A 12,636-nucleotide genomic window follows, 5' to 3' on the forward strand; every position below is an offset into this window, starting at 1 on the left:
CATAAATAATTTTTCAACTTGGGGCAATAATAAGAGAGGCTTACGACCTATGTTTCCAAAGATTAAATCAATGAAAGTGGTTCCAGTCGCTGGCTATGACGGCTTCTTGCTAAATCTCAGCGGCGGTCATGCACCCTGGTTTATTCGCTGTGTCGTTATCCTTGAAGATGATGCGGGCAATCAAGGCGTCGGTGAGATTCCTTCCAGCAGCGGTATTCTTGGGGGATTGGAGCAGTGCCGCGCGCTGGTAGAAGGCTCTCCGATCAATAATATTAAGCACACCCTTAATCAGGTTCGGCTGCAATTGGCGCAGAATGGACGCGAAGAGCGGGGCCCTCAGACGTTTGATTTGCGCGTAGCGGTGCATGTGATCACTGGGATTGAATCCGCCCTATTAGACCTCTTTGGGCAGGCACTGCAACTACCCGTAGTTGACCTGCTCGGCCAGTATGGTCGTCAGCGTGATGAAGTAGAGGCATTGGGCTATCTGTTTTTATTGGGTGACCCTGGCAAGACAGACCTACCATATCCTCAAGCGCAGAACCCTCAGGACACCTGGGACGAAATACGCTACCAAGGGGCGCTGACACCCGAGGCCGTGGCGAGTTTAGCCAAAGCCGCCTATGAGCGATATGGGTTTAAAGACTTCAAGCTAAAGGGTGGTGTATTACGTGGGAATGAGGAGGCCGATTGCATTCGCGCGCTACATGAAGCGTTCCCAGAGGCGCGACTAACGCTTGACCCTAACGGGGCCTGGACGCTTGATGAAGCGGTGCGAGTATTGGAGCCGATCAAACATCTGCTCAGCTACGCCGAAGACCCATGTGGCCAGGAAGAGGGCTACTCCGGGCGTGAGACCATGGCCGAATTTAAGAAGCGCACCGGCCTGCCTACGGCTACCAATATGATTGCGACGGATTTTAAACAGCTGCAGTACGCCGTCCAGCTCACTTCCGTTGATATACCTTTGGCTGACTGTCACTTCTGGACCATGCAAGGTGCGGTAAAAGTGGGTGAGCTTTGCAACGAATGGGGCATGACCTGGGGCTCCCACAGCAATAACCACTTCGATATTTCGCTTGCCATGATGACCCACGTTGCCGCTGCGTGCCCGGGCGACATCACGGCAATCGATACTCACTGGATCTGGCAAGATGGGCAGCGAATCACCAAAAATCCTTTGCTTATCCGCGATGGCAAACTCAAAGTGCCCACTATGCCTGGGTTAGGCGTTGAGTTGGATGAAGAGAAACTCATGGAGGCACACAATCTCTATAAGTCGCTTGATACCACGCAGCGAAATGACGCTATGGCTATGCAGTTCCTGATTCCTGGTTGGGAGTTTGATGCGAAGCGACCTGCACTCGTTCGCTAGAGCGTTCTCTCTCAATCCTTACCGGTTAAGCCTGACGGTATTAACGATTGGGAGATAAGGCCAAGTGATTCGGTGCTCGACTTTGGTCTAGTTTTTACATCTCTCTATTGTAGTACCGGCAAGAACACTCTAAGTTTCAAGTTGTATGATGTATGACATATATGTAGCCAAGTTTGCCGATAGGTTTTAAACCAAGGAGTACACACAATGTACAAAAATAAGAAATCCATCATGACGCTGGCCAGTGTTATCGCCCTAACCTCGCTGTCTGGAGCGGTGCTCGCTGATTACCCAGAGCGCGATATTCGCGTAATTGTGCCTTGGGGAGCTGGTGGTGGTACCGATGGCATCGTTCGTAAGCTGACCAGCATTGCTGAAGATAGCCTTGATGTTTCCATGTATGCAGAAAACATCGAGGGGGGGGTTAGCGCCACCGGTATTGGCCAGCTTATGAGTGCCCGCCCCGACGGCTATACCATTGGCGCGTTAACCTACGACAGCCTGGTAACAGTGCCCTGGCAGGCCATGCTGCCCAGTTACGATATCGATAAGTTGAAGCTGATTGCACGGGTAACAAGCGAACCTGATGCAATCGTCGTTGACGCCAATTCCGACTATCAAACGATTCATGACCTTATCGAGGCGGCTAAGGCTGATCCCGGCGAAATTCGCGTTGCCATTCAGAATCTGGGCGGGCGTGTCCATCTGGCGATCCTACAGCTTCAGGAGTTGACGGGCACGGAGTTCCGGATCGTCTCTTATCCCGGTGGTGCCGCCCCACAAAAAGAAGCCATTCTGTCCGATGAGGTCGATGTGGCTCTCACCAGTCTGGGCGATTTTTCCAATCTCCTGGAAGATGGCACCGTGCGCGGTCTCGTTGAGTTTTCTGATACGCAAAACCCGACGTATCCCGATGTTCCCACCACAGCTGACGAGGGGATCGACCTCCAAATTGGCAGCTTTATTGTCTTCGCCGCCCCAGTAGACACCCCGGAAGACGTTATTAACGTACTGGAAAGCGCTTACAAAACGGCATACGACAGCGAAGAGTTTCAAGAGTGGGTTGCCAACGTCGGGGTAACGCCGAACTGGCTGGGTACCGGTGAGGTGACTACTTGGGCTGATGAAACGGCCGAGTCACTGTTCAGCGAAATGGATGCGCTGGTTGAAGCAGGCGTGATGTCCAAGTAACTCGCAGCTCAAAGAGCGTGGCATCGGTAGCCGGTGCCACGGCTAGCTCAATAAGAGGATTTTGAGTCAATGAACAACGTCGAACGCTTCAGAAGATCGGCAATGCTGTTTCCAGCTTTCTTGCTGGTATTGACCACGATCTATCTGGCGGAAGCCTTAAGCATACGCTCTCAGTTTGGTGGTGACACCATTGTGGGGCCCCGTTTCATGCCCATCCTAATGGCGATCATCATGTATGTGGCGCTTATTGTGGTGATGGTGGGGGAGTGGCGAAAAGAGTCTGAGGTAACCGCTACCGGCTCTTTCCTGCGGCCAATGATGGTGGTATTGGCGACGGCTATTTATATTGCGGTCTTTCGTCCCTTGGGTTACGTGCCTGCCACATTGTGTTTTGCGGCAGCCCTGTTTCTTATTTTTGATTTTGAGAGGAAGCGGCCGGTCTTCTTTGTAATGTATGTCATCGCCGTTACAGCGCTCTTTTATGGATTGTTTGCCGGTATTTTCGGGGTGCGGCTACCCCCCATGTTGGGAGGATTCTGATGGATACCTTTGTCAGTTTCCTGGGTGGTTTTGAAGCATTGCTGAGTTGGGAAGTGCTTGGCTTCATGATTGCTGGTTTCTTAATTGGCACATTTTTCGGTGCGATGCCGGGTCTTACCTCCGTGCTGGCTATTGCGCTGCTATTGCCCATTACTTACACGATTGACGTGGTTCCTGCACTGGTCATGTGTGCGTCAATTTTCATGGCAGGGATGTATTCGGGGAGCATAACGGCCACGACCATCAATATTCCCGGCGCACCCTCCTCAATGATGACTGCCGTGGAAGGCAACGCCCTGATGTTAAAAGGGCACGGCGCCAATGCGCTAGGCCACGCGGCGCTGGGTTCGATGATCGGTGGCTCTATTGGCGCGTTATTGCTGATGGCATTTATGCCGATTGCGGGTGAGTTGGCGTTGTTGATCCGCACGCCTGGGAAATTCTCCCTTGTTCTCTTCGCTCTGGTGGTCATCATCATTGTCGATAAGGGCGCCATCGCTAAAGGTATTGTCGCTACTACGCTGGGTATTATGCTGGCGACAGTGGGCATCGATGTGCTTCAGCCGATTCCGCGCTTTGAATTTGGAACCGAACTGCTGGTCGAAGGTATTGGTTTAATGCCCGTGGTAATCGGGGCGTTTGCGGTGAGTGAGTTGCTGGTGCAGGCGCAGAACTGGAACCTCTCACTTGAAGGCACTCTTAAGCGAGCGAAAGATTTAAAAATTCGTCGCCGCGACTTCATTCCGCCCTGGTCTGAAATCCGCGAGATCGGATTCTTTGCTTATGTTAAGAGCGCGTTCATTGGCTATTCCATTGGTATTCTGCCGGGTGCGGGTGGATCGATGGCCGCCTTTGTTGCCTATGCTGATGCTAAACGCAGCTCGAAGAAACCCGAGGAGTATGGCCATGGCAGTCGTGAAGGCATAGCAGCTGCTGAATCGGCTAATAACTCTATGTGCGGTGGTGCCTTCGTGCCGATGTTGATGTTCGGCATTCCGGGTGATCCGACGACTGCAATCGTGCTCGGTGTATTGGTGATCAACGGCTTGCAGCCTGGCCCTCGTCTGCTCGAGCAGCAGGCCGACCTTATCGCACCCATGTTTGCCTCTCTATTTGTCAGCGCCTTGATCCTTATCCCGTTGACGCTATATCTGCTTGGGCCTTATTTCATCAAGATTGTCTCGATCCCGCGTGGTCTTCTCTACAGCTCTATTGCCGTCGTAGCGCTCGTTGGAAGCTACGTAGCCACTTACTCGACTTTCCAGATGTTTCTAGCGTTGATCTTTGGTGTGCTGGCTTTCTTCCTACGCAAACATAACTACTCGGTAGTGGCTATGCTGTTGGGCTTTATCCTCGGGCCGGACCTAGAGCAGTACTTGAGGCGTTCCTTGTCGTTCAATGACGGTAACCCGATCGTCTTTCTAACGAGTCTGGACAGTCTGGCGTTTATAGCGTTAACCGTCGTTTTCGCCTATCTGATTCTGCGCAAGAAGCCGAAGCTTGACGCCATTCCCTAGCAACAAGATTGGTTTCTGTTACTTGATCTGCGCCTCCAGTATTGCTCATCACAAGGCGCTGGAGGCGTTCTTCTCTGCTATTAGGATGTCAACATGACAACAAAAACTCACCCATTACCGCGTACTGGGGGGAAAGTGCTGGTTGACCAACTCCTCATACACGGCGCTGATAGTGGCTATTGCGTACCTGGGGAGAGCTACCTGGAGGTGCTTGATGCCCTTTATGATCAGCGTGAACATTTCACGCTCTACAATGCGCGCCATGAGGCCGGAGCGGCGAATATGGCCGAGGCCTATGGAAAGCTGACGGGGCGCCCCGGTATTTGCTTGGTGACACGGGGGCCAGGGGCCTGCCATGCCGCTATTGGTGTGCATATTGCCCAACAGGATTCGACGCCCATGATTCTGTTAGTCGGTCAGGTCGACCGTGGCTCTATGGATCGAGAGGCGTTTCAGGAGATTGACTACCGGGTAATGTTCGGCGGTATAGCCAAGTGGGTTGCGCAGATCGAGGATGCTCGCCGAATTCCCGAATACATGGCGCGCGCCTTTCGGGTCGCCACCTCAGGCCGACCTGGCCCGGTAGTGCTGGCACTTCCCGAAGACATGCTGACCGATATCGTAGAAGTCGAAGATGCTGCACCCTATACACCGTCGCGGCCCAGTGTTGCCGCAGAAGAAGTTGAGAAAATAGCTGCCATGGTGGCGCGAGCCGAGCGCCCCATGATGTTGGTAGGGGGTTCAGGCTGGACGGATGAAGCCTGTGCACAAATACGCACCTTCGCCGAAGCCAACGGCATTCCGGTAGCCTGTTCCTTTCGGCGCCAGGATATTCTGGATAATGCCTCAGAATGCTATGTGGGCGATTTTGGTACTGCCGTGGTGCCCTCACTTATTAAGCGTTTGGCCGAAGCAGACCTGCTCTTGGTGATAGGCGCCCGGCTCGGCGAGATGACCACCCGAACCTACACCACGCTGACGTCCCCGAACCCCAGCCAGACACTGATACACGTGCATATCGACCCGGATGAGATAGGCCGTGTGTATAGTCCGACGCTGGGTGTTGTTTCGGCACCAGGTAAGCTGGCCGCCGCGTTAGCAACTCACGATTGGGGGCAGCGCAGCCGCTGGAGTGATTGGTGCAAAACGCTTCGTGATGAGTACCTAGCCGATACGCTCCCCCCACCGCACGATTACCCGCTCGATATGGGCACGGCGATGAATGAATTGCGCGATAGCTTGCCCAAGGATTGTATCGTTACTCTGGACGCCGGGAATCACACCGGGTGGGCGCAGCGCTTTTTGGCCTACCAGCGGCCTGGCCGGATTATTGGCTCCACCTGCGGTGCGATGGGGTATTCGGTTCCTGCCGCCGTGGCGGCTTCTTTACGCGAGCCTGATAAGTGTGTGCTGGCATTTGTTGGCGATGGTGGCTTTATGATGAGCGGTGTTGAGATCGCCACCGCCGTTCAGCATGGCGGGCGGCCCATCGTGCTGCTATTCAATAACGGTACTTACGGCACGATTCGCATGCATCAGGAGCGTGAACATCCCAACCGCGTCTCGGGAACCGACCTGGTGAATCCAGACTTCGGTCAACTGGCAGAAGGGCTGGGCGCGCATTTCGAGCGCGTCAGCGATACGGGCAGTTTCAAGCCCGCATTAGAGCGGGCCATGGCCTCGGGCCGCCCGGCCGTGATCGAACTCGTCACCGACCCGGAGCGGATTTCGACGCGCACCACCGTTACGGCACTACGTTCAGCGAAAGCCAGTTCATGAAGAGACCCATTAATTAAGAGGTCAGTCTTTAAAGAAGGGGGCGGGGACGACAATCTTATTCTCCTGACTGATGAGATAACCCGCCTCACCGCTTTTCTTGAGATAGGCGGCCCACTCCGGATCGCTCTGCATGGCCGCGCGCCGTTGGCTACGGTCAGCTGCGTCCTTGAACACCCAGATATGCACATACGAATTCACATTGCCGGTCTCAACCGGTCCATAAAGCAGTGGTTCACCTAGGTGGCGTTTCTGAATTGGCCAGCCGTGCTCTTCATAGAGCGCCATTTGCTTCTTCAGCGTGCCAGGAATGCAGGTATAAGTACGGTGGTCATACAGCATGTTGATACTCCTTGGATGTAATAGCTTGGATTTATTAGCGTCGTGATTAATTAGTTAACAAAAGCTGGCTTTTGATGCTGTATTACATCATACAGCATTGCAATAAAAAAATGCTGCCCTGGAAGTTTGCTCAATGATTCAGGCCATAATAAATTTCTTCATCGAAAGATAGGGAGTATCGTTATTGATGACATGTTGTAGGGTTCTGTTTGTGAGCTCGCTGGTGAGCCGTAACAGGATGCTTATTCAACCGCAAAAGCAACGGTTGCAAGATGGTATGGTATAGCGCCTTCTTCTCATGAGCGAGGAGGAACATTCACTCATATAACGTTTAATGGTACTTATGAGATCTAGGTTGTACGATATAATACAACTTGGACATTATTGAAGGATTGCTTTCATGGCCAAACCTAGCGCAAAGGCTTCTCCCCTAAAACCGCTTCAAGTAAGCAAAGTGACGCAGCAAGGAAGCTTGTCCGTTCACGTGGCCGACCAGTTGGAAGCTTTGATCACCCAGGGAAAAGTCGCCGTGGGGGAGAAACTGCCCACTGAGAACAGCCTTTGTGACTCCTTTGGCGTTAGCCGCACGGTGATTCGCGAGGCGATTACGCATCTTAAATCCCTAGGTCTGGTAGAGACCCGGCGTGGCGTAGGCACCTCTGTGCTGCGCTCTTCTACGGTAGAGGCGCGGCCTGCAGAGCGCATAAACCCCACTACCGTAGAAGATATCTTGCACCTGCTGGAACTGCGGCTAACCTTAGAGCCAGCGGCGGCTGAACTGGCTGCTTTACGCTATGACGATGAAGATCGACAGCGACTCGAGGCGCAGCACATTGCCTTTAGCAATGCATATACTGCAAAAACTCAAGCTCGCGAAGAGGATTATCTTTTTCACTTTGCGATTGCCACGGCGACCAAAAATCCCTTTTTCCAATCTTTTTACAAGCAGTGGAGCCAGAGCGTGATTCCCCGTGCAAAGCTGCTGAGTATTGATATTAACCCGATCTCTTCTGAACGCTATTTAGAGCGAGTTCAGGAAGAGCACAGCTATATTCTCGAAGCTATTCTTTCCCGCGATGCGCAGGCTGCCCGCGAAACAATGTTTCAGCACCTTAACCGGGCTCGCAACACTTACGCCCAGTATCGAGACCAGTGAAATCACTGACAATATAAGGAGCGACCTATGACGATTCGAGGCGAAATGCTGATCGGTCAACAAGCAGTAACCGGTACCCAAGCCAAGATCCAAGCGGTTAACCCCGCTACAGGCGAAAAGCTTGAACCTACCTATGTCGGGGGCAGCAGGGCACATGTTGAGCAAGCCTGTGAGCTGGCTGAAACCGCCTACGGCGTCTACCGCGAAACATCGCTCGAAGAGCGCGCTACGTTTTTGGAAACCATCGCCAGTGAAATAGAAGCCATCGGCAGTGAGCTTATTGAGCGCGCCATGGCTGAAACGGGCCTGCCTCAAGCACGTATTGAGGGCGAGCGGGGCAGAACTTGCGGGCAACTGCGGTTGTTCGCTTCAGTCGTACGTGCCGGTGAGTGGCTCGATGTTCGCATTGACCCAGCCATGCCGGATCGCCAGCCGCTGCCCCGTGCCGATCTGCGTCAGCGCCATATCGCCCTGGGGCCTGTTGCTGTATTCGGCGCCAGCAACTTTCCTTTGGCGTTCTCAGTCGCTGGGGGCGATACCGCTTCGGCCTTAGCAGCTGGCTGCCCGGTAGTGGTTAAAGGCCACTCAGCGCACCCAGGCACCTCAGAGTTGGTAGGACAGGCGATCCAAAAAGCCGTGAAAGCCTGCAACTTACCGGAAGGCGTTTTCTCACTGTTGTTTGGTGCTGGTAACGAAATCGGCCAGGCGCTGGTCGATGATCCGCGTATTCAAGCCGTTGGTTTCACCGGCTCGCGCAGCGGCGGTATGGCGCTAATGAAAACGGCCCAAGCGCGGCCTCAGCCGATACCCGTTTACGCTGAGATGAGCAGCATTAACCCCGTCTTCTTGCTACCGGCAGCGCTAAAAGCGCGCGGTAAAGACTTGGGCGAGGCTTTTGTCGGTTCGCTCAATATGGGCGCGGGCCAGTTCTGCACCAACCCCGGTCTAGTAATCGCCGTAAAAGGCCCGGAGCTGGACGCCTTCATCGAGGCCGCGCGTGTTGCAGTGGAAAACAGCGGTGCGCAGACAATGCTGACGCCGGGTATTCACCGCGCTTATCAAGAGGGCGTAGCCAGCCTTAGCAGTGCCGACAAGGTGCGTGAAATCGCCCGTGGCCAAACCGGTAGTGACTATCAGTGCCAGACAGGCCTGTTTGCTGCCTCCGCAAGCGATTTCCTCGCATCAGAAGCGCTGCAGGCGGAAGTGTTCGGCGCCACCTCGCTGGTTGTTGAGTGCGACGATGCGGCGGAAGTAAAACGTGTTGCTGAACAGCTTGAGGGGCAGCTCACCGCTACGTTGCATATGGACGACGCCGACCTGGATGCCGCTAAAGCACTGCTACCCATCCTAGAGCGTAAAGCAGGCCGTATTCTCGCCAATGGTTGGCCCACCGGTGTTGAGGTTTGTCACGCCATGGTGCACGGCGGACCGTTCCCGGCAACGTCTGATTCCCGCACCACCTCAGTCGGTTCGGCAGCTATTCACCGCTTCTTACGGCCGGTTTGTTACCAGTCCCTGCCTGAAGGCTTGTTGCCCGATGCGCTTAAAGAGGGTAACCCGCTGAAGGTATCGCGGTTAGTCGACGGTAAGCGCGAACTTTAATTAATGGGTTGTTGTGCTAAATAATTGTATTCTTTAGCGGCCTTCGGGCCGCTTTTTTATGCGCTTCGCTTGAGGGCTGATTCAAAAACTGTCTAGACTAATCGGCATGGTTCTAACACTTACTGGGCCAACTTAGCACGTCGGGTCAGGGCAAATACTCACGTGTACACAAGCAACTAATTGGAGAGCATGCCCATGGAGACCCTCGAAGTACTTATTGCCCCGCTGCGCGATGGTCTCTATACCATCATGATGCCGGTCAGTAACTTTATTTGGAGCTACATTCTTGTTTATCTGCTGCTAGGCGCTGGCCTGCTGTTTACCATTATGACTCGGGGTATGCAGTTTCGTCTGTTCAGGCATATGGCCTATGTGACGTTCAGCGCTCGCGGTGCCGGGGATGGCATTAGCGGCTTTCAGGCGTTTGCCACCTCCATGGCGGCAAGGGTCGGCACCGGTAATTTAGCTGGGGTGGCGCTGGCACTGTGGATTGGTGGGCCGGGAGCAATTTTTTGGATGTGGGTCACAGCATTGCTTGGTTTTGCCACGGCGTTTATCGAATCGACCCTGGCCCAGGTCTATAAGCATCGCAACGAGGATGGCGTATTTCGTGGTGGGCCAGCCTACTACATCGAACGCTGCCTGGGGTGGCGCTGGCTCGGTGCGCTGTTTGCGGTGTTTCTGATCATTGCTTACGGCTTAGCGTTTAACGCCGCCCAATCCAATACCATCGCGCAAGGTATGAACGGCGCCTTCGGCATACCCAACTGGCTCACCGGGGTGGTGATTGCCATCTTGGCGGGCGTGGTTATTTATGGCGGCCTCAAATCGGTGGCGCGCACCGCCGAGAAGATTGTCCCGGCAATGGCGATTGCTTATTTACTAGTCGCGCTATGGATCCTGGTAAATAACCTTTCTGCCGTCCCCGATATGCTCTCGCTGATTGTGATGAGTGCCTTTGGCCTTGGCCCTGCGGTGGGTGGTGCTGCCGGCTATGCGATTAAAGCGGCGATGGAAAATGGCGTCAAGCGCGGCCTGTTTTCCAACGAGGCGGGCATGGGTTCAACGCCTAACGCGGCGGCCCAAGCGACGGTCAAACACCCGGCGGCCCAAGGGCTGGTGCAGTCATTCGGTGTGTTCGTCGATACCATTGTGATTTGTAGCTGCACGGCGGTGGTGATTCTGCTCTCCGGCGTTTACGAACGGCTGATGTCGGAGTCTCCGGGAGACAGCATCGAAGGCATTCAGCTTACTCAGGATGCCATGGTTGACCACTTAGGCGGCTTTGGGGAAATCTTTATCGCCTTGGCGATTCTGTTTTTTGCGTTCACCTCCATTTTGGCCAACTTCTCGTTCTCATCGGTGAATATCGAATTCCTGTTCCGCCGCCACGCCAAGAAAGCGGTCAGCGTATTCAAGGTGATTATCATCGCTATGGTGCTGCTGGGTTCCGTCGCTGAACTGAGCGTAGTCTGGGACTTTGCTGACCTGGCCATGGGGCTAATGGCAACCACCAACTTATTCGCCATTTTGATCATGGGGCCAATTGCCGTAGCCGTGCTGAAAGATTATGAGCGCCAGCGCCGTGACGGTATCAAAGAGCCGATATTTGACCCGGCCATTCTTAAACGCCCCGAGCTGGTGGATGCGGATGTGTGGCCGGTGAAAGAAGCAAAAGAAACAGAAGCAAAAGAGGAGTAGGGGGTTAACTGGCTGCTTCAATAAACGCCTTCGCCCTGGGATCCTGCATATAGGCAACGTTGAGCCGGAGCCAGGGCGTTGGTTGATGATCGGCGAAAAACAGATGCCCTGGCGATAGCGTGATTTCCCACCGGTTACTCAACTCGCTCAGAGTTTCGGGCGGAATGGCTGCCGGTGGTTTTGCCCAAACAAACATCCCACCAGCCGGATGGGTATACACCTCCCAACCGGCATTTTTCAGCATCGTTAGCGCCAATGCCATTTGATTGGCGAGCTTGGTGCGCAGCCGTTCGGTAAGTTTTCGGTAGCTGCCGTTTTGCAGCATGGTAGTGATTACCTGCTCGGCGAACCGTGAAGCGGAGATGCTGGTCAACATCTTGATATCTACAAAGCGCTGCACCCAATCCATGGGGGCGGCGACAAAGCCTACCCGTAGCGAAGAGGAGAGGCTTTTCGAAAAGCTGCCTAGGTAGAACACCCGACTTAAACTGTCTAGCGCTGCCAAGCGAGTGGTGGGAGTGTGCTGAAAATCCGCGTAGATATCGTCTTCAATAATCTGAAAATCGTGTTGTTCGGCAAGCTGTAACACTCGGTGAGCCACCGCTGGGGTGAGCGTGCTGCCCGTGGGGTTGTGAAAAACGCTGTTGATGTAGAACAGCTTTGGGCGGTGCTCGGCCAACAACGCCTCCAAGCGCTCAATATCAGGCCCATCGGCTAATCGCGGCACGCCAATCACGCGGATTCGCTGTAAGTGCAGCAGGCCGAACAGATTGTAATAGCCCGGTGATTCCACAAACACCACATCGCCGGGCTCAAGCAGCATCCGCACCAATAAATCCAGCGAATGGCTGCCGCCACCGGTCATCACAATCTGCTGGGCGTCCGCAGTAATCGCCAGTGGGCGTAGGCGTTCCTGGATTAAATCGCGTAAATCCTGCGGCCCTTGCGGGGTACTGTACTCGAAAATTCCCGAACGGCTTTTACGTGCCACTTGGCGGATGGCGTGAGTGAGGTCATCGCCTTCGCGCCAATCACTGGGCAGCCAGCCGCAGCCCAGCTTGAGCGTGTGCTCATTGGCACTGAAAAGCCCCCATAGCCCGTTGGTGACCTCTTCTAATCCGCTCGAAGCTGCTGATTGTGATACCAGTGCTGCTGCGCTATCCGCCACATAAAAACCTAAACCGGGTCGTGAGCGCACTAAGCCAGAAGCCACAAGCCGTTCGTAGGCTTCAATCACCGCATTACGGCTGATGTGGTGGGTGGCGGCTAAGCGACGAATAGAGGGTAAGCGACGACCACCGCCCGCACCGTGCCCGGCAATCCAAGCGCGAATGCCTGCTTCGAGCTGCTGAGCGATGGGCGTTGTGGCGTTCCGATTAACCTCTAGTTTCATAACGTGCCCTATGGCTTTCAACTGTTCACTAAAAAGGCGGAAC

The 12,636-nt window shown here is 54.2% G+C and carries 10 protein-coding genes; 8 read left to right on the top strand and 2 right to left on the bottom strand.

Features of this window, described 5'->3' with window-relative positions; all coding sequences use genetic code 11:
- The first annotated feature begins 49 nt into the window (after positions 1-49).
- The 5 genes from QEN58_RS04350 to QEN58_RS04370 all read left to right on the top strand — a co-directional run bounded on the left by QEN58_RS04350 (position 50) and on the right by QEN58_RS04370 (position 6,402).
- Positions 50-1,375: an enolase C-terminal domain-like protein gene (locus tag QEN58_RS04350; RefSeq protein WP_341870834.1), complete on the top strand. Its 1,326-nt coding sequence runs from the start codon at positions 50-52 to the stop codon at positions 1,373-1,375.
- A gap of 207 nt (positions 1,376-1,582) precedes the next feature.
- Positions 1,583-2,566 carry a Bug family tripartite tricarboxylate transporter substrate binding protein gene (locus QEN58_RS04355; RefSeq protein WP_280105935.1) on the top strand — a complete coding sequence of 328 codons (984 nt, stop codon included), beginning with the start codon at positions 1,583-1,585 and terminating at the stop codon, positions 2,564-2,566.
- A 102-nt stretch (positions 2,567-2,668) separates the two neighbouring features.
- Positions 2,669-3,106, top strand: a complete 438-nt coding sequence (locus QEN58_RS04360) for a tripartite tricarboxylate transporter TctB family protein (RefSeq protein ID WP_280105936.1) — start codon at positions 2,669-2,671, stop codon at positions 3,104-3,106.
- The gene (locus QEN58_RS04365; RefSeq protein ID WP_280105937.1) at positions 3,106-4,623 is read left to right on the top strand and encodes a tripartite tricarboxylate transporter permease; all 1,518 of its coding nucleotides are present in this window, start codon (positions 3,106-3,108) and stop codon (positions 4,621-4,623) included. Before QEN58_RS04360 ends, QEN58_RS04365 begins: the two co-directional genes overlap by 1 nt.
- A 93-nt stretch (positions 4,624-4,716) precedes the next feature.
- Entirely contained in the window at positions 4,717-6,402 is a 1,686-nt protein-coding gene (locus QEN58_RS04370) for a thiamine pyrophosphate-binding protein (protein ID WP_280105938.1), read from the top strand.
- Positions 6,403-6,423: 21 nt separating this feature from the next.
- Here the strand turns inward: QEN58_RS04370 and QEN58_RS04375 are convergent, their stop codons facing one another.
- A complete protein-coding gene (locus QEN58_RS04375) occupies positions 6,424-6,741 on the bottom strand; it encodes an NIPSNAP family protein (protein ID WP_280105939.1) in 318 nt (105 codons plus the stop codon).
- 400 nt (positions 6,742-7,141) lie between these two features.
- Here QEN58_RS04375 and QEN58_RS04380 point away from each other — a divergent pair, with 400 nt between their 5' ends.
- From QEN58_RS04380 to QEN58_RS04390, 3 genes are all read left to right on the top strand, one after another.
- Positions 7,142-7,897, top strand: a complete 756-nt coding sequence (locus QEN58_RS04380; protein ID WP_280105940.1) for a FadR/GntR family transcriptional regulator — start codon at positions 7,142-7,144, stop codon at positions 7,895-7,897.
- Positions 7,898-7,924: 27 nt separating this feature from the next.
- On the top strand, positions 7,925-9,499 hold the full coding sequence (locus QEN58_RS04385) for an aldehyde dehydrogenase (NADP(+)) (protein WP_280105941.1): 1,575 nt from the start codon (positions 7,925-7,927) through the stop codon (positions 9,497-9,499).
- Between the two features lie 195 nt (positions 9,500-9,694).
- Positions 9,695-11,200: an alanine/glycine:cation symporter family protein gene (locus QEN58_RS04390; protein WP_280105942.1), complete on the top strand. Its 1,506-nt coding sequence runs from the start codon at positions 9,695-9,697 to the stop codon at positions 11,198-11,200.
- A 4-nt stretch (positions 11,201-11,204) separates the two neighbouring features.
- On the opposite strand, the gene QEN58_RS04395 is transcribed toward QEN58_RS04390, so the two are convergent.
- A complete protein-coding gene (locus tag QEN58_RS04395; RefSeq protein WP_280105943.1) occupies positions 11,205-12,593 on the bottom strand; it encodes an aminotransferase-like domain-containing protein in 1,389 nt (462 codons plus the stop codon).
- Between the last annotated feature and the right edge of the window lie 43 nt (positions 12,594-12,636).

Origin of the sequence: Halomonas alkaliantarctica (assembly GCF_029854215.1) — a bacterium.
In the GTDB taxonomy this organism is placed as follows: domain Bacteria; phylum Pseudomonadota; class Gammaproteobacteria; order Pseudomonadales; family Halomonadaceae; genus Vreelandella; species Vreelandella alkaliantarctica_A.

Excerpts from the sequence above, each read along its gene's own strand:
- QEN58_RS04355 (WP_280105935.1), top strand. The coding sequence starts at position 1,583 with ATGTACAAAAATAAGAAATCCATCATGACGCTGGCCAGTGTTATCGCC.
- QEN58_RS04350 (WP_341870834.1), top strand. The coding sequence starts at position 50 with ATGTTTCCAAAGATTAAATCAATGAAAGTGGTTCCAGTCGCTGGCTAT.
- QEN58_RS04360 (WP_280105936.1), top strand. The coding sequence starts at position 2,669 with ATGCTGTTTCCAGCTTTCTTGCTGGTATTGACCACGATCTATCTGGCG.
- QEN58_RS04365 (WP_280105937.1), top strand. The coding sequence starts at position 3,106 with ATGGATACCTTTGTCAGTTTCCTGGGTGGTTTTGAAGCATTGCTGAGT.
- QEN58_RS04395 (WP_280105943.1), bottom strand. The coding sequence starts at position 12,593 with ATGAAACTAGAGGTTAATCGGAACGCCACAACGCCCATCGCTCAGCAG.
- QEN58_RS04370 (WP_280105938.1), top strand. The coding sequence starts at position 4,717 with ATGACAACAAAAACTCACCCATTACCGCGTACTGGGGGGAAAGTGCTG.
- QEN58_RS04375 (WP_280105939.1), bottom strand. The coding sequence starts at position 6,741 with ATGCTGTATGACCACCGTACTTATACCTGCATTCCTGGCACGCTGAAG.
- QEN58_RS04380 (WP_280105940.1), top strand. The coding sequence starts at position 7,142 with ATGGCCAAACCTAGCGCAAAGGCTTCTCCCCTAAAACCGCTTCAAGTA.
- QEN58_RS04385 (WP_280105941.1), top strand. The coding sequence starts at position 7,925 with ATGACGATTCGAGGCGAAATGCTGATCGGTCAACAAGCAGTAACCGGT.
- QEN58_RS04390 (WP_280105942.1), top strand. The coding sequence starts at position 9,695 with ATGGAGACCCTCGAAGTACTTATTGCCCCGCTGCGCGATGGTCTCTAT.